A 20,510-nucleotide genomic window follows, 5' to 3' on the forward strand; every position below is an offset into this window, starting at 1 on the left:
ATTAGGTATTTCCATGTTTTCAGCCATTTTTCCTCCTCTTATCAACTGGAGGGATAATTGCGCCTTTATATTCTACGTTTACTCCTCCCAAAGGATAATCTTTCCTCTGGGGATGTCCTTCCCAGTCATCTGGCATTGCTGTACGAGTAAGTGATGGGTGTCCTTCAAATATTATTCCCATCAAATCCCAAGTTTCTCTTTCATGCCAGTCGTTTCCTGGATATATATCTACAATGGTTGGTATTCGTGGGTTTTCTTCCGAACAAGTAACTTCTAAACGAATTTGTCTTTGATAAGTGATTGACATGAAATGGTAGCAAGCGTGTAGTTCTTGTCCTTTTTGATTAGGGTAATGTACACCACTAACTCCAAAGCACATTTCAAAACGCAAATCTTGATCGTCTCTCAAGTTCTGACATACATCTCTTATATATTCTTTATCAATGAATAGAGTCAATTCGTCATGTTGTACTTCGACTTGAGTTATAGCTTTATCGGCATCTATACCTTGTTTTTCTAAATCCTCACGCAAATATTGTATGCATTCATCAAACCATTTATTCATTTGCGTTCTCCTGTGCATACTCTTGTTCTTCTAAATATTTTGCATATACAGGAAGAGTCGTTAGAGCTTTTCTTTCAGCAGCTTTAGCAGCCTCTACTCTATTTACTCCCAAAGGCATTTTCCTAATTTGTTTTTGTAACTCTAAACAAGCATAAATCAACATTTCAGGTCTTGGAGGGCAACCCGGAAGATAAATATCTACTGGAACTACGTGATCAGCACCTTGTACTATTGCATAATTATTGAAAATACCACCAGATGAAGCACAAGCCCCCATTGAAATTACCCATTTTGGTTCAGGCATAGAGTCATAGACTTTTCGTACCACTGGTGCCATCTTTTGGCTCAAACGTCCAGCAACTATCATCAAGTCAGCATGCCGAGGAGATGCACGGAAAACTTCCATGCCAAAACGAGCGATATCGAACCTAGGTGCTGCTGTTGACATCATTTCTATCGCACAGCACGCCAAACCCATAGTAACCGGCCATAAAGAAGCCTTGCGAGATAAACCAACTACATTTTCAATAGTCGTCAAAGCTATTCCGGGTGGTAATTTTTCTTCTAGTCCCATTTTACTGCCAATCTAATCCGCCACGTTTCCATTCATATAAGAAAGGAAGTGTTATTAGCAAAAGGAAATTTGTCATACATATAAGCCCAAAAGTTCCCAACTGCTCAAAAGTTATAGCCCAAGGATATAAAATAACTATCTCGACATCGAATAAAATAAAAGTCATAGAGACTATATAGTATTTAACAGGGAACCTAACTAGAGCATTATTGGTGGGAACTGTATCTACACCACACTCATAATTGTCTTCTTTGGCAGCGTTCTTACTTCTAGGTCCAAGCAACGCTGACGCAACAAGTCCACCCACGGCAATAAGAAAAGCCATAGAGCCCATTACTAAAAGAGGAATATAAGGATTAAACGCCATGTTTCCACCTAATGTTTAAGCAAATACACTATATAACTTATACCGCATAAATGCTTTTTGAAACATAGATGATTTTTTGGCTATTTTTCAATGTTCTTATTTTAATTTTGCGTATTTTTAACTATAAATTATGAAAAGATAATGTTGTTTTAATCTTTTCGTTTAGCAGTTAGGCTTTATTCTTAGATCCTTTATGTAAAGTAACCGTTCCAAAAGTCATAGTTTTATACCCTATTTCTCTCCATCCAGCTCTAAACATTTTTTCAGCTAACTCCTCTTTAGAATCCCATCTAATAATGGATTCATTTAAATATGAGTAAGCTTGAAAATTATCACTAAATAGTCTTATTACTTTCTTAAAAACTACTTTCATATATAGCTTATATAGCTTCTTAAACGCCCTATTATCAGGCATGGAAAATTCGCATATTACAACTTTTCCCCCGACTTTAGTTACTCTGTACATTTCTTTTAGTGCTTTTATAGGGTTATTTATATTTCTAATCCCAAAAGATATTGTAGTAATGTCAAAAGTATTGTCTTCAAAAGGTAGTTGAGTGGCATCTGCTTGTATAAAAGTTATATTAGGATAGTTTTTCCTAGCAACTTCTATCATTTTTTCTGATATATCAACTGCTATTATTTCAACATCATCGTTAAATATGGCAGCAGATGAAGTCCCCGTACCTGCAGCTATATCCAATATTTTGTCACCTTTTTCAGGTCTAATTGTCTTTTTTATTTTTTTTCGCCAGATACGCACTAATCCCAACGTAGTTATATCGTTTATAAAATCATACTTTCCTGCAATATCATTAAACATTGCAGATATTTTTTTCGGAGTTTTCTCTAGTGAATCAGTCATATTTTCTTATATACCTATAGATTCTAAATATAATTTTATAAATAAGTGTCTTTTGTATAAGGATATTTTAAATCCCCTGTATAAACAGTAGTTTATTGCTAATAAAATCTTTAAGCATTATTTACAAAATTACAATTTTCTTATAAGTCAATTTAAATTCATAAGAAACCATTAAGACAATGATTTCTTCAAATAATATTGAGCACATATTGTTACGATAATAGCTATTGTACAAAATACTTATTTTATATAAAACTAAACACGAAAGATACGTGAAAAATGAAATATGTTTAGGCATCAAAATACAACTTTGACACCTAAACATATTTTATATTCGCCAATACTTACTGAGCGTGACTAAATACAACTTCTCCTTGCATTTCTTTACCATCACGTAAATATGTAACTGTAGCTCTATCATTCTTCTTATAACGGCGTACATATCCTCTCAAAGAAGCGTCAGAAATTACTCGATTTCCGTCAATATCAACAATCATGTCACCCGGTTGCAAACCAATTTTATCTGCTGGAGAATTAGGCACAACAGATTTTACATAAGCACCAATATAGCGTTTATCTTTAACTGTGCCTTCACCATTAGTAATTGTTACACCAAGTAGCGGGTGCTCAGCTTTACCTGTGTTTATAATTTGTTCTACAACATTCTTTACTAAGTCAACTGGTATAGCAAAGCCTAGTCCAATAGATCCTTGAGTTTCATTTGTCTGTCTAGGAGTTGTGGCTATAGAAGAGTTAATACCTATAACCTTACCACTACTATCAAATAAAGGACCTCCTGAGTTACCTGGGTTAATCGAAGCATCTACTTGGATAGCATTAGTTACAACAAGTTCTGCTTCTTGATCCGGTGTATCAACTGATACTTTAACTGGTCTATTTAAAGCAGAAATAATGCCTGTAGTAACAGTTGAATCTAGCCCAAGAGGATTACCTATTGCTAGAACAGGTGATCCTACTTCTAAATCTTGACTACTACCCAAAACTGCTGGGGTTATATTTTCTGGAGTATTTTTGAGTTTTATTACAGCCAAATCTGTAGAAGAGTCATATCCTACTATTTCTGCTTCATACAGTACGCCACCCTGCATTTGTACTGTTATAGGTAATTTCCCACGTATAGCATTGCTAATGACATGATAATTAGTTACTATGTGTCCTTTTTTATCTATTACAACTCCAGAGCCGTCAATAGAACCACTTTGACTCTTAATTTTTATAGCAACAACACTAGCTTGTACTGCTTTAGCTACTTGTTTCCAATCAGGAGCTTGCGATGGTTTGATGTCTTTTACTGATCCGGAATTATTTTTAGTATGATTTTCCAATACAACCGGATGAGGATTAGCAATGTTATAAGCGATATATCCACTTGGTAGTAACCCACAAATTAGTGCAATTGTAATTACGGCTATCCATCCTGGCTTCCTTCTAGATGTTTTTTTAGCATCTTTTCTATGAGATTTTCTTGCCTGTTTAGAAAATGGGTTTTCAGCTGTATTACTATCTTGAGCACTTAAAGCATCTTCACTTATGGATTCTACAGAAATATTGTTATTTCCAATTTGATTAGCATCATTTGATTCAAGTTTTGTTGTAGTATCTGTTTCTTGATTCTTAAAAGTTATAAAACCAAATTCTGTATAGTATGCCTGTGTATTAGGCTTTTCAGCTTTACTATAAGATGAATAATGAGTTTCATTATTTTCAGAGGAGTTATTTTTAGTCATGAACCCGTATTCTGTCCTATGAAAACCATTTTTATCTCTATTTTGCTCTCTATCTGCTTCGTTCATTTCACTTCCTCCAAAATATTCTCATAATTATTCACTATTTTAAGGTTACTATTTTTGACTTTCATTTCAATAAAATTACTTTTATTACTCTATAAGTGAACTTAACACTTATAAAAAAGATTTCAAACTTAATATTTATTTCAAGACTACATCTTTATAAAAATGTTAAACCTTATTTTAAATCTTTTCTTTAAAAAATTAGGTTGGCAACAAATATTTGTTGCCAACCTAACCGAAAAGTTTTTAGTGCTGTAGTTCGCGGAATGCTGTTTCTTTTGAAGCGAGCATTGCGACCAATGCAACAACACCAGCAATAGATAGTAATACCGCTGGGGCATATACGGAACCCGTAGTGTTAATCATCCATGTTGAGATGAATGGTGCAGTACCACCGAATAAGGCGTTTGCAGTATTGAACGAGAAAGCAAAACCTGTGTAACGGATACTAGTTGGGAACAACTCGGATAGGAATGTAGCCAATGTACCGTCATTTGTAGTAAGCATAACACCAAATATCATTTGTACAAGAAGAATCAATCCAATATGATTTGCATCCAACATCATAAATAGCGGAATTGATAAGAATATGAACAACAATGAAGCAATAATCAACATCTTACGGCGACCGATTATATCTGATAAATGTCCCATAACGAAAATTGATAATATGTATACAACAGTTGATACTGTGGCAGCTAATAGTGAATTAGCCTGAGCAACTCCACGTTCTGTAGCCAAATATACTGGCATATAGCTTAGAACAATGTAGAAACCTACAGCATTCAAGCTTGCTACGCCAAGAGCAATGAAGAACTTTTTCTTGTGGTTCTTGAATAGCTCTTTGATAGGGCTTGGAACTTCTTCGTTCTTCTTTTCAAGCTTTTCAAGCATCTCTGTATATACAGGTGAATCCTCTAAATGCAACCTTACATAGCGACCAACCAAACCTAGAGGACCAGCTAGCAAGAATGGTATACGCCATCCCCATGTAGCCAAATCATCAGGTGTCAATCCCCATGTCAACAATGCAACAAGCAATGAACCTAATAGTAGACCAGTAGCAGTTGAAGCTGGAACTAGTGAAGTGTAAAAACCACGGTTCTTAGATGGAGCATATTCTGATAGGAATGTAGCAGCACCTGCATATTCACCAGAAGCAGAAAAACCTTGTACCATACGGATTATGATAAGTAATATAGGAGCAGCAACACCTGCAGCAGCATAACTTGGCAAACATCCTAGTAAGAATGTTGCACCTGACATAATCAAAATTGACCAAGCTAAAGCAAAACGACGTCCTAATTTATCGCCGAGTGCACCCCAAATAATACCTCCGATTGGACGTAAGATAAATGAAACAGCGAAAACAGCATATGTGCTTAACAACTCAATTGTCTTATCCTCTGATGGGAAAAAGACTGTACCGATTACAACTGCTAAATATCCATAGCTAGCGTAATCAAACCATTCAACAAAGTTACCAATAAAGGAAGCAGTCGAAGCTTTACGTAAAGCCTTCGCCTCCTCATGTGATAGCTCTCTAGCATCTGACAAAATACTCATTCTCACTCCAAAGTTTTAAAATTTTTTATTATAGATACGAAAGCAACTTTGCTTGAATCTATCTGAGAACAACTATATCAAGCATTTGTTTTAAGCGTAATTTTGCTATTTTTTAGGCTTGGAGTTATCGAAAAATAAATTTGATTAAGTTTTACTAAAGTCTCGCTTTAAGATATCCTTTTTATTTATTTTTATTATTTTTTCCCCAAAATAACAGCAAAAACACTCAATTCAGTTTTACTTAACAATTTTGCCATTTTTTAGCATTTTGCTAAAGTTTTTATAAAATAGACTTATTCTAAAATATTCCGGTGAGTTATATCACATAAAAATGGCAAAAATAAAGCAAAATTTCAGCATAAATCTAGAAAAATTACAAACAAAATAAGGATTATTTTATAGGTATTACCAACTACTACTTACCTATAACCAACTCTTTTACAAATTTCAGCAAAAGAATCTTCATACAACAATTGTCCATTTTTAAAAACAGTATGTAACTGGTCAATATCACTCAATGCTTCATAATCTTTCTTACACAAACCGTCTACAAGTTCCAAACTACCTTTATCATTACGGTGTACAATAATGAGTCCTCGTTGAGATTTCTTAGTTCCATCATCAGTCTTAGGATCTTTGAAAAGAAGTTTTTCTTTACCATCAATAACAGCATAAGTAGCTTTCATTGCCCAACCAAACGCATCTCTACTAGTAAATTGATAAGCGTACGAGCCAATCCCTAAAACCACATTACTACTAGCAAAACCTTTTTCTTTCAAAAGCCTCATTATAGTTTCACAACGAGCCATAGTTATACTGTCACCATATATAACACCAATATGAGAATCTAAACAGCGATACCCTTTTTCATTAATAACACCACCAAATATTTCCCACAAACATTCAATGAGTCCTTTTTCTTCAGGTGTAGTCCCTTTACCGAACTTTTTTACAGTTCCACACAATATATCTATAGGATCACCACTGTCTGGTCGAATGATTAGTTTTCCTTCTCGAGAGATAATAATATCTTTTAATTTTGGAAGATAATCAGTTATAACTTTCCAAAAATCCCAAGTGTCTGAAACGATACTAATAGGCCCCTTAGGGTAAATATCAGTCAATAAACGTTTATATAATTCAAACTCATTTTCTTCACCATAAGCTGACATAACAGAATGTTCAGTAGCAGGAATACTAGAAAAAATAAATTCCTTCTCAATATCAGCGTTATAAAATTCCTCTAAGAATAAACCAGCAGGAACTGTATCAGAACCTTTAAAAGACAATAGATGTGCTGCCGCACTAATTGTTGAAGACTGCTCACTAGACATTCCTCTCATACTAAAATCGTGAGCTTGAAAATCAACGAAATCATCAGCACCGACAGTTTCTTCAGCATATTTAGTCAAAATTTTTCGATAAGAGTAAGCTGTAGTAGCAGAAGTTGATGGTAACCATAAAGTAGTTAATAAAATCGTCTCAATAAAATTAGTTAACCAAAAAAACCTAGAATCAGTATTTTCAATAGTCATGCACGGAACACGAACAGGTACTAATGTACCCTCTTTTAAAGCTTTTATACGAATCGGTAAGTAACCTAAATCGTGTAAGTCTTCTAGGTGCTTAGTATAAACATCTTCAACGTTTAGTGCATTTTTCACTACCCTTGTGTATTCTGTAATAACTTCTTCTTTAGGACGAGCAAAAAAGTCTTTCTCAAATTTTTCAATAAGATAATGCTTTATAAAGTACTGTAAACCAAAAAACACAACTTCATCGTTATGTAAATCCCATTTTTTTACTCTGGGAGTGAGTGTACTGTAAACAATTTCAGTGTTTACAGGATACTGTTCACGATGGGATAACTTATAAAAATCTGCCAAAAGCATTATAGGAGTTGTCATATCTTTCCTTTTTTCTTTATAAGTATTTAATGACATTGTAAATGATTAATACATCAAGTATCACACCCGTTTACGAATAATACTACTACATATTGATTTGTATTTAATACACACGACTATAATTCTTATAAAAATAGTTATTATATTAATAAAATATCGTTATTTCGGTTCATATTAAATATTATTAATACTTTCTCAATATAATCTTTACGTAATATTTTCTTTGCTAATTAGAGGATAAAGATCTTAAAGCAGTAAAATAATAAAATATTAGTATCTCCAGCATAAATACAGTAAACATTACAAACTATAGATTAGACTACTAGTAAATAAAATTTTTACTACATATAAAATATCAGTATAAAAGCAAATACCTACCAAAATAATTACAAATATAATTTTCACATTAGCATATATACGAGATATTAATATTTTATTAATATCTACACATATTCAGTCATTTTTACAAAACATTCTAAATGCGTAAAATTAGATGAATATTAGTGCATTTCCTACATATAAACTCACCACATTCTTTAAAAATAAAATCACAATTTTCAAGTAAATTATTAAAAACAAAAGTGGCTAACAACAAAGTTAGCCACTTTTATAAAGTTTGAATTTTAGTTCATGAAACTAATTATTCAGCCTTGTTACCCTTTTTACCGAAGAATTCGATGAATACTGGGCTTAGACCACCAACAACAATTAGCAAACCACCGATAGCGATCAACATTGTCATTGATTCTTGCCAAATTAGGTAACCACAAGCAACACCAACTGGGCATTCCCAGTAAGAAATTGTTGTGTATTCGATAGCTGGTAGGTTACGACCTGCAACAACTAGGAAACCTAGAGCGAACAAACCACAGACTAGGAATAGTCCTGCTGCCCACATCCAGTTTTCTCCTGTGAAGGAAGCAACACCATGCCATGGGTTTAGAGCGATGCTCATAGCTAGTGTAGCAACAGCTGCCCATACGAAGTTCCATGTACCACGTACGATTGAGTCGATATCTTTACGGTATCCATAGAAGAACATAGCCAAACCGTAGAATACACCAGATAGCAAACCTAGCAAGTCACCGATTGCCTTCTGTGGTAGTTCTGGTGTACCACCACTTAGGTCTAGACCGAACTGTAGGCTTCCTGCTTCGTCGAAGCTAACGATACCGATTGTCAAAATCATACCAACGAATACTAGGAAGAAGAAGAATGCACCTAGTGGTGAAATTAGTTCCTTACGGAATACACGAGCCAAAATAGCACAGAACAAAGGACCTGTGTAAATCAAGAAAACAGCGTTAGCAATTGATGTCAATAGAGTTGAGGAAATGTAGCAACCTAGTGACAAACCAATGAACACGCCACCAAAGATAACTGCTGGAGAAATCTTTGTCTGACGGAACAAGCCAAACTTCTTTGTAATGGCTAGAAGAACAACGAAACCGATGAAACCGGTTGTCATACGACCGAATGCTAGGAATGAACCGATAACTGCTTTATCAGCATCAGCTAAACCTGCTGTTGTCAAACGTGAGAATGTACCCACTAGACCCATGCCTGTAGCTGAAAGGATCATTGAGATAGCACCGAGCTTTTTGTTCATTACGTACTCAGTTGAAGTAGTTGTGCTCATAATAATAAGCCTATCTTTGTAAAACAATAAAAACTACACGATGTTAAAGCCATAAAACACCATGCAACAAGATAAATTATATTTAATACCAGAGAACTATTCAAACGCTAAAGATGTAAGATTAAGCACATTTTTCTTCATCTTATAGGATTACTACCCCTGAACTACAACCTTTTAAACTACTTTTAAACTCATAAATACAACTAAAATTCACATAGTAAATATCATTTTTATGAATTTTTCAAACTAAACATCTATCTAAATTATAATGTTCTCATACTCGAGTAGGATATAAATATAATAAACATTTAGAAAACCCGTAAAAAATAAAAACAGATATAATCACGAAAAGAAACTTATAAATATTTCAAAATAGTTGCTATAAAATCTAAACTATTAGTGTATCAATCTTATAATAAGGTTATCTCCCTAGAAAATATGCAAACAAATACCAAAACGACACTATACTAATAAATCTTATTTTCAATAAAATATTCAAAATTCGTAAAATACTAAATACATTTCCTAGTTACCAAAAATATAAAATAAACCTTTATAAGTTATGAAATATATTTTCTTCCTTTTATAAGAAGGCTATCATTTTATTATTTAGCATAATAATCCCAAACACTTCATAAACTTATTTTGAGAATTCTCATCTAAAACCTTAAACTTTTTTAAAAAATATTAGGGCAGCTACACTATATAAGCGCTACTACCCTAATATTTTATATAAATTTTTTATGAAAATTCTTTATTCACAGCCTTTGCCATACCTTCACTAGCAACAGTGAGCAAGATTTCACCTTTCTGCACAGTTGCATTTTTAGCACATGACAAACAACCAGAATCTGGAGTAAGTTCAGGCTGAATAGGAAGAATATCATAGTTAGGCATAACTGCAGGATCAGCTACTTCAACTTTATTCATATCCACTTTATCTGGATGCAACAATAACATTAGTGATGTTTCTAAAACTCCACCATGTTCTAAATCCCAACCAGTAAAACCTTCTGGATACAACTTTTCAATTGTTTCATCATCGACAAAGTCCCAATATGAAAGTAGAAGTACTTTCACATCGTCTATACCTTGCAATTTCAATTCACGCAAAGCCAAATCTATGCCTTCAAACATAAATTGATAATTCTCGTAGTGTCCATTGCAGAAAACTATTTTACGATTACCATGTGAAACTATTTCCAAAACTAGCTCTTTCACCTGGTTAATCAAAGTTATACCTGACATGAATAAACCACCGCTGAGATGATATCCACCACCTGAGCGCTGCTGTGATTTATATCCAAATACTATTCCTGGAGCAACTAAACCATCAACTTTTTCAGCTAAAGCTTTGGAAAGCTCTTTAGATAAAATAGCGTCAACACTGACTGGCATATGTGGACCATGTTGCTCAATTGCACCCACTGGAACAACAATAATTTTTTCACCATTTGAAATGAGTTCACGATAGGTGAAAGCATCCAATTCTTCCATAAGTAAGGAATTAGTCATCGCAAATCACCTACTCGCTATTCACTTCGCTCATTTTCGGCTCAGCCCCGGCATTCTTCACTGACATGAATATCTGCGATACACCACCACCGACGATTAAAGCACCACCAAGTAACTGTAGTGGAGTCAATGTTTCTGAGAAAAGCACAAATCCAAGTAGTGATGCCATAATAGTTTCTTGGTATGAAATAGTTGCTAGTTCACCAGCAAACAAGATCTTTGTAGCCAAAGTCAAGAAATAGAAAGCACCAAAACCTGTGATTACAGCGGTAATAATCAAGAAAATCCATGAACGAGTACCCATCTCTGATAATATCCAAGGCTTAGAATCTATGATTCCACCAGGTGTATTACCGTTCCATTCACGAATTGGATACTCTAAATCCGACCAGCGAATCATAACCATAATTGCTATAGTTCCAGCAGCAAATAGGAAGTTGTACCATGCTCTAACGTTTGAGTCAAAATCTGTACGCAAACGAGAAACAAATAAATACAAACCATATGCCACACCAGAAGCAAGAGCAATTAGGTTACCAATGGTATATTGTGGATCAAGATTTAAACCAATTCCGTTTTCAGATATAATTCCAACAATCAATAAGGTACCTATTATAACTGCACCTAAAGAACCTAGCATGGATAATCTAAATGATTCCTTCAAAAATACAGTAGCCAATATTGTCGAATAAACAGGGCCTGTATAAATTAAGAAAGAAGCGTTAGCTAGAGTCGTATATTGTGTTGAAATAACATATAGAGATGAAAGTAATCCCAAGAATAAACCTGAGAAGAAAATAGCAGGACTAAAACGTTGTCCTTTAACGAGTGTAAATTTTCCAGCTATTATAAAAATAACTGTCATTGCTATGAGTCCTGCAAAAGATCGCCAAAAAGCGATAAAATCACCAGGAGCATCGACATAGCGGGCAAATGCACCTACCCCCCCCCATCAATGAAGATGAGAGGAACATGAAAGCAAAGCCCTTCGCTTTTTGTTTTGCTGATGTTTTCATAATCAGTCTTTCCCAAAAAAAGAAGGATGTTTATTAGGGTAGATAATTTTATTTACATAGTTTGATAAGAATATATCTATACAAATTGCATTGTATTCTTCAGTTCAATTCAATCAGATAGACAATAATCATAAACTTAACAAACTTCTGTCAAATATATCTATGCTTTTGCTTCATAATTTGAATAGTAAACAACATTGAATGCTATTCCCGTAAAATGAAGAATCAAATTATAAATAAACAAACCGATTTCAAAATATTTTATTTAAAAACGATTTAAGTTTGTAAACCTAAATTATTTATGGTGTACATCATAAATGACGCACACATGAAACGATGTCCTTTCCCGTGAGGAAAAGGACATCGCACGTAAACTCAATCCCTTACGGAATGAAAACTTCTACGCTACTAAGAAATTAGACGCGTGTTGGGTCTTCAACCTGATTTGGGAAGTAGTCTTCACAGCCACCTTCACGGTAAACGTCAGCTGTAGCACAGTGTAGAGCGCCACCGAATGCGTATGCATTACGGAATGGTACTGGAACTGGTTCCATACCTAGCTTGTCGAACTGTTCTAGCTGGTTTACTTCTGAAGCTTCACCGATAACTGTCTTGTGGTCTAGAACTAGGCAGTTCATTGACAACCATACTGATGAGTAGCACAACGGTGGTGGTTCTTTGTGAGCTGGCATAGCAGCATCAACAATCTGCCAGTCGTTTGCTTCGAAGATCTTACGCTGTTCTTCTGGTAGACGACGGTGTGGGTTGTTGATGATCAAACCTGGACGCAATGGTACGAATGTTGCGTCGATGTGGATTGGGTATGGGTCACCTGGGAAGTTTACAGCGTGAATACGGAATTCTGGGTACTTACGCTTGAACCATTCCATAGCCTTGCGGTTTGTTGTTAGACCATGCTGGATGAATAGGTCTTTACCTAGACGTAGAACGTCTGCTGCGTCGAATAGGATTTCTTCTTCAGTTGTAACGAAGTCTTTGTTTGCTGTGCGAACTAGACGTTCTTCTAGAGAAATCTTTTCGTCGTAGTAGTTGTGCTTGTATGACCTGTCTGTCAAACGTGGACGTGGAGCCTGTGACCAGATGAATTCTGGGTCGTTGTCGAAGTATTCTGACAATAGTGGGCTATATGCCAAGTATTCCCAGAAACGGCAACGGAATGACATAGCAGCTTCGATGATTTCTGGGCCGATTGTCAATAGTACGTCACGTGGAGGCATACATGTCATCATTGAATCTGTACGGAAGTCAGGTGTGATAACTGGCTGATTCCACTGTAGAGGTGTTGGGCGGTCAACCTTTGCACCATACTTTTCACAAGCTGCTGCTAGGCCATCTAGCTGTTCTGCAGCTGCTTCTACTGTGTATAGAGGACGAGGACCCCACATACCGCGCATTTCTGAATCGACTGGAACCTTTTCAGATGTTGCTGGTTCTTCTGGTGGAATACATGAGTTTTCTGCACGACCGACGATTACGTGCTTTAGTGGATCGAAATCATTCCATGAATTAACGATCTTTGCCATTGTTCTCACTCCTTCTGTATGCGTCTTCGCACACAAGTGAATTTCCGATAATTATTATCTGTACAGTCATGAATATTACGTTTGCAATATCCTGATGAGAATTCGATTTCTCAAAATCTCTTCACCCCCTAGTTTACATCCTTTTAGGGACATAAACTAGGAGATGACATGAGACATTAATCACTTTGGTGAACTATATTTTAGTATTCACCTGTTGATGTAATAATTGTGCCTGCTTCACCCTTGATAACAGCCACAGCATCAGCCAAACGACCGATACCAGCAGCGCCATTTGAAGAATCAACGAACTGGCAAGCTGCTTCTACCTTAGGTCCCATTGAACCTGCAGCGAAGCCCTTTTCACGCAATTCTTCTGGCTTTGCACGGTTAATTTCGCACTGTTCTGGTGTGCCAAAGTTTTCCATAACAGCTGGAACGTCGGTTAGAATCATGAAGAAATCTGCACCTAGTTCGCGTGCTAGAGTAGCACCTGTTAGATCTTTGTCAACAACAGCTTCAATGCCGTATAGTTTACCTTCAGCATCACGGCCAGCTGGAATACCGCCACCACCGGAGCAGATTGTAACAGTTCCACCGTCAACCAAGCGACGGACTAGATCGATTTCTACGATACCCTTTGGAACTGGTGAACCTACAACGCGACGGAAGTACTGACCATCAGCCTTCATTACCCATCCACGTTCAGCTTCGAAGCGCTTTGCTTCTTCTTCGCTGTAAACTTCACCAACGAACTTGGTTGGGTTAGCGAAAGCTGGATCTTTTGGATCAACCAATGTCTGTGTAACTACTGCACAAACATCGCGACCTGGAAGAGCGTTCTGGAAGCCCTGCTGCAACCAGTAACCAATCATACCCTGAGTCATAGCACCCAAAGTATCGAATGGATATGGTTCTGACAATTTCTCGTCATTTGCTGACTGTAGAGCCAAAACGCCAACCTGTGGACCATTACCGTGAGTAATGATTAGTTCATGTTCTTCGGCTAGAGGTGCTAGAGCTTTAACAGCTGTTAGAACGTTTTCGATCTGAACAGATGCATCTGGCTTCTGACCACGCTCTAGCATAGCGTTACCGCCTAGAGCTACTACGATACGCATCGGCTTACCACTCACCTAGTGTAGCAACCATAACAGCCTTGATGGTGTGCATACGGTTTTCAGCCTGCTGGAATACAACTGATGCTTCTGATTCGAATACATCGTTTGTTACTTCTAGAGATTCCATGCCTGTCTTCTGGTAGATGTCTTCACCTACTGTTGTGTTGCGGTCGTGGAATGCTGGCAAGCAGTGTAGGAACTTAACATTTGGATTGCCTGTTGCTTCCATTAGTTCCTGGTTTACCTGGTAGTCCTTTAGAAGAGCAATACGCTGATCCCAAACTTCCTTTGGTTCACCCATTGATACCCAAACGTCTGTGTAAACGCAGTCAACGCCCTTTACACCAGCTTTAGCATCTTCTGTGTGTGTAATCTTAGCACCAGTCTTTGCAGCAATTTCTTCAGCTGTCTTGATTAGTTCTGGTTCTGTCCATAGTTCCTTTGGAGCAACAATACGAACATCCATACCTAGCATAACGCCTGAGATTAGTAGGGAGTTACATACGTTGTTACGGCCATCGCCACAGTATGCGAATGCGATGTCTTTGTATTCTTTACCTGATACTTCGTGCATTGTTAGCATGTCACATAGCATCTGTGTTGGGTGCCAGTCATCTGTTAGACCGTTCCATACTGGTACGCCTGATAGTTCACCTAGTGTTTCAACATGTGACTGTAGCTTACCACGGTATTCGATACCATCGTAGTAACGACCTAGAACGCGTGCTGTGTCAGCCATTGATTCTTTGTGGCCAATCTGTGAGCTTGTTGGTTCTAGATAAGTAACAGATGCACCCTGGTCGTAAGCAGCAACTTCGAATGCACAACGTGTACGTGTTGATGTCTTTTCGAAGATCAAAGCAATGTTCTTACCCTTTAGGTGCTGAACTTCGCGGCGTTCGTACTTAGCAGCCTTTAGTTCTGCTGCTAGATCTAGAAGATAACGCCATTCTTCTACTGTGAAGTCCAATTCCTTTAGGAAATTGCGGCCTTGCAATGGTCCAATAGCCATTTTTCCGTCCTTTTATTAGTAGTTTCCAATTAATATTTTATTAGATGCCGTCACGAATCATTGGGCAGCTCATGCAACGTGGGCCACCACGACCACGACCGAGTTCGTCACCTGGTACTTCAAGAACTTCAAGACCGTTCTGACGGAAGTACGCATTTGTAGTAACGTTGCGTTCGTAAGTAACTACGACACCTGGTGCGATTGTCAACATGTTGCAACCGTCGTTCCACTGTTCACGCTCTGCAGCGAGCATATCTTGTGGAGCAGTCAAAATGTGGATTTCTGGTTCACCTAGAGCCTTAGCAATTACATTGTGCATTTCTTCGGCTGGGTTTGGAACGATATCTAATCCACCGTTATCGCCTGGGAAGATTGAGTATGATGGCAACATACCTAGACCAGCATACTTGCTGAATGTGTTTTCGTTAGCCATTGTCATAACTGTATCTAGGTGCATACATGCACGTCCCTTAGGCATATCAAGAGCAATAATCTGCTTTGCTGAGCCATTAGCAAACAAGCGCTTTGCCAAACGTTCTACACCGATTGGGGTTGTACGTTCACTCATACCTACTAGAACAACACCACGACCAATAATTAGAACGTCGCCACCTTCAACTGCACATTCTGGGCCACCCTGGCCGTCTGTCCATAGGTTGAAGTCATCGTTAGCAAAGCTTGGGTGCCAACGATAAATTGCTGCTAGGTTAATTGTTTCACGACGACGAGCTGGCTTCTGCATTGAGTTAACAGCAACACCATCGTAAACCCAGCAAGATGTATCGCGTGTGAACAAGTGGTTTGGTAGAGGTGAAAGAATCATGTCATCTAGTTCTAGTGTCTTCAAGTAAACTGATGAAGAATCGCCTAGTTTTTCTACCAATTCACGCTTAGTCATACCAGCAATCATCAAAGTAGCGAATTCACGAGCTGTCAAATCGTCAACTAGCTCACGCAAAGGTTCTGCCAAAGTACCATAAATTTCTTCAGTGAACAGTTGGTCTGTCAAGTGCTGACGAGCTTCAGGAATTTCAACTGTTTCTGTCAACAAGTTGTCTAGTAATACAACTTCAATTCCACGATCTTCCAATGTCTTAACAAAACCTTTATGTTCTTCCTGGGCCTTTTCTAGCCATAGAACATCATCAAATAGTAAATCATCTTTATTAGAAGGTGTGAGACGGTTCATCTCAAGACCTGGACGGTGTAGCAAAACTTTATGTAGCTTACCGACCTCAGAATCAACATGGTGCAACATCTGGGTTGCCTTTCTTCAAATATCTAATTTTTCAACAACATAGCTACCCTAATTAAGGAATAGCTAAATTTGTAATCATCAGAATTACAAACACTACAACTTTATCACTTATCTTAAAGTTATTACAATGTAGAAAGAAAAATACGCCAAAAATTTTTAAGCTAACAGAATAAAATGTCGTAAATAAAAGGATCCCCGCACCTTAAATATTTTAAAATGAGGGGACCCGTAATGTCATGATTTTAGGAAAACTACGATATTTCAAGAGAACTGTCATTTGGAAGAAGCTCAATCCAAGTCTTTCCTGGAGCTAACTTTATAACTTTACCTTTTGAATCTTTGAAAACAACAGGTTTTGAAATGTCTGTTTTTTCCCATGTACCTTCAATCATTTTGCCGTTGATTACAATTTTTACATTACCTTTACCAACCATTACTGTTTCTGGAACATGTGAATCAACACTACTTGGGTGAACATCAACGCTCATCACAATAACATTTTTAGCTGAAATTCTTGTTCCATCTTGTGTGGTCAAAGGTGAACCGTTATCAGTACGTAAGTAACTTCCTGACTCCTTGTCAAAATCCCATTTTGTAGTATGAGCAGGGAATTCTAAAGATAAAGCATTAGCTGGCTTTATATCTTTATTTTTACTATCTTCAACAGCAACTATGTCCTTTTTACCTGTAGCAAAAGCTAACTGTGATTCAGGTTTTTTCAAATCTTTGCCAAAGCGATCAACCGCCGCTTTAGTGTCTAGGAATAAGTTATGTGGGGCAAAGCGTGAAGAATCTCTGTGTGCAGTATCTTCAGCAATAGTCTCATTTATAAACTTACCAACAACCTGTGATACTGAATCCATAAAAGCTTGTTGACCTCCACTGCAAGCAAAAACACCATGTAGTGGAGCTGATATACCAGCATCCATAGGGCGTACAGAACGCATTGGTCCAGCTACATTTGGAAACTGTGAATGATAAACAACATTAAAACGTGTCAAACCGCCTTCAACCATTTGTTCCCAAACAATATCAGCCTTATCTAAGCCTACATGAGGACGCGCATCATCAACATTCTCAATCTTCATTGAAAGAGCCGGATGATTTATTTCTTTTTCAGAAGAAGCTTTCTGTCCTGTTAGCGGCCAAAAAACTTCAGCTGGAGGTTTAGGGGCAGCCTTTTCTTCAGGAGCAGCAGAACACCCTGTTAAAACTAAAGCTACAGCTACTACCCCAGCCAATAACCCCTTACAACGTTTCATTTGGAACTCCTAATTCCTCATTTATCAGAAAAAATATACAAATACACGCTATAATAAAAGTAAAAAAACTTTTGTATTGAAACGCTAAAAATAAAAATATAATGATAAAATCACCGATAAACTGGATAGAAGCTGCTAGACCGAAAACACTTCCAGCTGCTGTGGCTCCTGTTGTACTTGGAAGTTGTATTTGCGTAAGTGTTGGAAAATTCCAACCGATACCCGCACTTTTATGCTTACTTGTGGCTATAACTCTACAAATAGCTTGCAACTTTTCAAACGACTATTCTGATGGAATCAGAGGAACAGATAATGAACGTGTAGGACCAAAAAGGTTAGTCGCTAGTGGTACAGTATCTGCTAAAACAATGCTCAAAGCTTCTCTAGGGACATATAGTTTATCTTGTATATTTGGTCTGATTTTAGTTATTTATACACAAAAATGGTGGCTAATTTTGTTAGGTCTCCTATGCATAGTTGCTGCTTGGTATTACACTGGTGGCAAATATCCGTACGGATACAGAGGCTATGGGGAAATAAGTGTATTCGTATTTTTTGGTCTAATAGCAACAATTGGAACAACCTATTTACAAACTAACACTATTCCACCAGTTTCAATTAGCACCGCTTTTTCTATAGGAATGTTATCTACGGCTATGCTAATGATAAACAATATTAGAGATATAGAAAGTGACCGAAAAGCAGGCAAACACACTTTAGCTACGAAGCTTGGAGTGGGAAAATCTAAAGCACTGTATACCGTTTTAATAATCTTACCTTTAGTGATAGGTATAACAACTTTCGTTTATGCTAAGTTGGCTATTTTAACTGGCGTAACAGGGTTTTTAGTATTGAAAATTTTGAAAATTGTTTTATACACTGATGACCCTAAAAAGTTGATTTTGGCTTTAAAATATACTGGTCAACTCGAGATATTATATGCTCTCATACTAGGAACAGCTATCGCATTGAAGCCTATAACGGGGTAATCTGTAACTTTTCAGCGTGTATAAACCTTCGCATAAATACTTTTAATACTAGTTCACACCTTATTAATACTAATATTTCCTATATGTAATACTGTTTTAAAATATAGTAGTAGCATACAAGGGAACTTTTATAACCTTAAACGCAACTCATACTAAAATATGAAACCTTATTTCTAACCTAACTATATTTTATCTCGATTTAAGCCATTAATTATAAGGTATACCAAAAGGCTCATAAGATTATTGCAACTTATACAGGCATATATAAACTGAATATATTTTGCGTTTACAATAGCTGTTATAAATAGTTATTACTCATCCTCAAACTTTTCATCTTCAGTAAAATCAGAGTCTTTTGGATCGTTTTTCTTTTGAGTATTTTCACTCTTGAACCTGAGATTTTCACCTAAAGAATCATTACGTTGTATACCTTCACGTTCAAGTTGTATATCTCTATTTAATTTGAATAGAAATTCTTCATCATCATCTGGAGCAACAACTTTGTCTTTCTTAGAATTCCTATTTTGTTTTGTCTCAAAATACTTAATAAAACGTAAAGATAACCAAGATATAGCCCCGACAGGCTGAACTAAAATTATGACAACAACCCAAACTATCTTAGGTAGTCCACCAGGTAATTCTTCATCAGAAGATGTATTTATGCACGAAACTAATGCGTAAACAGTTAATACTAAGAGTAAAACTATAGGTATAAGACGTAACATATTTTAAAGATAAACTAAAAAGGGCTTGGAAACAAGCCAAGCCCAATTCAGATTACTTCTTATTACGACGCTGATGACGAGTCTTACGAAGCAATTTACGATGCTTCTTCTTCGCCATACGCTTGCGACGCTTTTTAATAACGGAGCCCATTGCCCCTCCTTATAATCGAACTACCCAAAATATTCTAAAAGAGAAAATGAAAATTTCCTACTATTTAAGAGGAAATAAAACTAATTAGCTAAAAGCTTATCTTCAACGTAGATACCTTCCAAAGCCAACATTTGTTGAATTGCAGACACAGGAATGCGGTAAGACTTACCTACACGAATAGCAGGTAAATCACCAGAATGAACCATACGATACACAGTCATTTTGGATACACGCATAAGCTCTGCAACCTCAGCAATAGTGTATAAATTAGGCTTAGAAGAAAAATTCATAGTCCCCATCCAAGTCGAAAACAACAATACACAATATACCGTCAACTGCACAGTATTGCAACGAAAAATATATAACAAATTGTCATAATATAACTAGCATTTCACGCATAATACTATTATCAGTAATTTGTGTGAAAAAATGACTGAAATTAGATAATATATTTGCCTTATTAAAAATCGAAAGTAAAACAACTAATAAACAACTAGCGAAAAGAAAAACAAACTCGAACCTCACAAAATCCTTATAAACAATCACAAATTCATTAACAAAAACTTCTAAAACACGTTTAACTTTTTAGGAACAAAATAGACCAAACATAATTACTTAGCTTTTTC

The 20,510-nt window shown here is 36.5% G+C and carries 18 protein-coding genes and 1 pseudogene; 1 reads left to right on the forward strand and 18 read right to left on the reverse strand.

Annotated elements, in window-relative coordinates; translation table 11 throughout:
• Nucleotides 1-19: 19 nt before the first annotated feature.
• From HCQ94_RS05505 to HCQ94_RS05575, 15 genes and pseudogenes are all read right to left on the reverse strand, one after another.
• Nucleotides 20-556, reverse strand: a pseudogene (locus HCQ94_RS05505) (NADH-quinone oxidoreductase subunit C); the annotation flags it as partial.
• A gap of 1 nt (nt 557) precedes the next feature.
• Nucleotides 558-1,139, reverse strand: coding sequence for a NuoB/complex I 20 kDa subunit family protein (locus HCQ94_RS05510; RefSeq protein WP_166978446.1), 582 nt, complete (start codon nt 1,137-1,139; stop codon nt 558-560).
• A 1-nt stretch (nt 1,140) separates the two neighbouring features.
• Nucleotides 1,141-1,506, reverse strand: coding sequence for an NADH-quinone oxidoreductase subunit A (ndhC, locus tag HCQ94_RS05515; protein ID WP_166978444.1), 366 nt, complete (start codon nt 1,504-1,506; stop codon nt 1,141-1,143).
• 169 nt (nt 1,507-1,675) lie between these two features.
• On the reverse strand, nt 1,676-2,371 hold the full coding sequence (locus tag HCQ94_RS05520) for a class I SAM-dependent methyltransferase (protein ID WP_166982533.1): 696 nt from the start codon (nt 2,369-2,371) through the stop codon (nt 1,676-1,678).
• A gap of 344 nt (nt 2,372-2,715) precedes the next feature.
• The gene (locus HCQ94_RS05525) at nt 2,716-4,185 is read right to left on the reverse strand and encodes a S1C family serine protease (protein ID WP_166982535.1); all 1,470 of its coding nucleotides are present in this window, start codon (nt 4,183-4,185) and stop codon (nt 2,716-2,718) included.
• A 243-nt stretch (nt 4,186-4,428) separates the two neighbouring features.
• Entirely contained in the window at nt 4,429-5,748 is a 1,320-nt protein-coding gene (locus HCQ94_RS05530; RefSeq protein WP_166978438.1) for an MFS transporter, read from the reverse strand.
• A gap of 419 nt (nt 5,749-6,167) precedes the next feature.
• Nucleotides 6,168-7,655 (reverse strand): nicotinate phosphoribosyltransferase, encoded by a 1,488-nt coding sequence (locus HCQ94_RS05535; RefSeq protein ID WP_166982537.1) that lies wholly within the window; start codon nt 7,653-7,655, stop codon nt 6,168-6,170.
• 640 nt (nt 7,656-8,295) lie between these two features.
• Nucleotides 8,296-9,294, reverse strand: coding sequence for a DMT family transporter (locus HCQ94_RS05540; RefSeq protein WP_166978434.1), 999 nt, complete (start codon nt 9,292-9,294; stop codon nt 8,296-8,298).
• A 741-nt stretch (nt 9,295-10,035) separates the two neighbouring features.
• Complete coding sequence (locus tag HCQ94_RS05545) at nt 10,036-10,809, reverse strand: creatininase (protein WP_166978432.1); 774 nt, start codon at nt 10,807-10,809, stop codon at nt 10,036-10,038.
• A 10-nt stretch (nt 10,810-10,819) separates the two neighbouring features.
• Nucleotides 10,820-11,710, reverse strand: a complete 891-nt coding sequence (locus HCQ94_RS05550) for a DMT family transporter (RefSeq protein WP_332835450.1) — start codon at nt 11,708-11,710, stop codon at nt 10,820-10,822.
• A 531-nt stretch (nt 11,711-12,241) separates the two neighbouring features.
• Nucleotides 12,242-13,369, reverse strand: coding sequence for a serine/threonine protein kinase (locus tag HCQ94_RS05555; protein ID WP_166978428.1), 1,128 nt, complete (start codon nt 13,367-13,369; stop codon nt 12,242-12,244).
• 200 nt (nt 13,370-13,569) lie between these two features.
• On the reverse strand, nt 13,570-14,487 hold the full coding sequence (gene arcC / locus HCQ94_RS05560) for a carbamate kinase (RefSeq protein WP_166978426.1): 918 nt from the start codon (nt 14,485-14,487) through the stop codon (nt 13,570-13,572).
• Nucleotides 14,488-14,491: 4 nt separating this feature from the next.
• Complete coding sequence (argF, locus tag HCQ94_RS05565) at nt 14,492-15,499, reverse strand: ornithine carbamoyltransferase (RefSeq protein WP_166978424.1); 1,008 nt, start codon at nt 15,497-15,499, stop codon at nt 14,492-14,494.
• A 40-nt stretch (nt 15,500-15,539) separates the two neighbouring features.
• Nucleotides 15,540-16,757, reverse strand: coding sequence for an arginine deiminase (locus HCQ94_RS05570; protein ID WP_166978422.1), 1,218 nt, complete (start codon nt 16,755-16,757; stop codon nt 15,540-15,542).
• Nucleotides 16,758-17,008: 251 nt separating this feature from the next.
• Nucleotides 17,009-18,019, reverse strand: a complete 1,011-nt coding sequence (locus HCQ94_RS05575) for a DUF3048 domain-containing protein (protein WP_166978420.1) — start codon at nt 18,017-18,019, stop codon at nt 17,009-17,011.
• A 101-nt stretch (nt 18,020-18,120) separates the two neighbouring features.
• On the opposite strand from HCQ94_RS05575, the gene HCQ94_RS05580 reads away from it, so the two are divergent.
• The gene (locus HCQ94_RS05580; RefSeq protein ID WP_166982539.1) at nt 18,121-19,008 is read left to right on the forward strand and encodes a 1,4-dihydroxy-2-naphthoate polyprenyltransferase; all 888 of its coding nucleotides are present in this window, start codon (nt 18,121-18,123) and stop codon (nt 19,006-19,008) included.
• Between the two features lie 311 nt (nt 19,009-19,319).
• Here the strand turns inward: HCQ94_RS05580 and HCQ94_RS05585 are convergent, their stop codons facing one another.
• From HCQ94_RS05585 to HCQ94_RS05595, 3 genes are all read right to left on the reverse strand, one after another.
• Complete coding sequence (locus tag HCQ94_RS05585; RefSeq protein WP_166982541.1) at nt 19,320-19,733, reverse strand: PLDc N-terminal domain-containing protein; 414 nt, start codon at nt 19,731-19,733, stop codon at nt 19,320-19,322.
• Between the two features lie 52 nt (nt 19,734-19,785).
• Nucleotides 19,786-19,884, reverse strand: a complete 99-nt coding sequence (locus HCQ94_RS05590) for a 30S ribosomal protein bS22 (protein WP_003792170.1) — start codon at nt 19,882-19,884, stop codon at nt 19,786-19,788.
• A gap of 80 nt (nt 19,885-19,964) precedes the next feature.
• Nucleotides 19,965-20,174, reverse strand: a complete 210-nt coding sequence (locus HCQ94_RS05595) for a helix-turn-helix domain-containing protein (protein ID WP_166978414.1) — start codon at nt 20,172-20,174, stop codon at nt 19,965-19,967.
• Nucleotides 20,175-20,510 lie beyond the last annotated feature (336 nt).

The sequence above is a fragment of the Actinomyces sp. zg-332 genome, assembly GCF_011751945.2.
In the GTDB taxonomy this organism is placed as follows: Bacteria; Actinomycetota; Actinomycetes; order Actinomycetales; family Actinomycetaceae; genus ZJ293.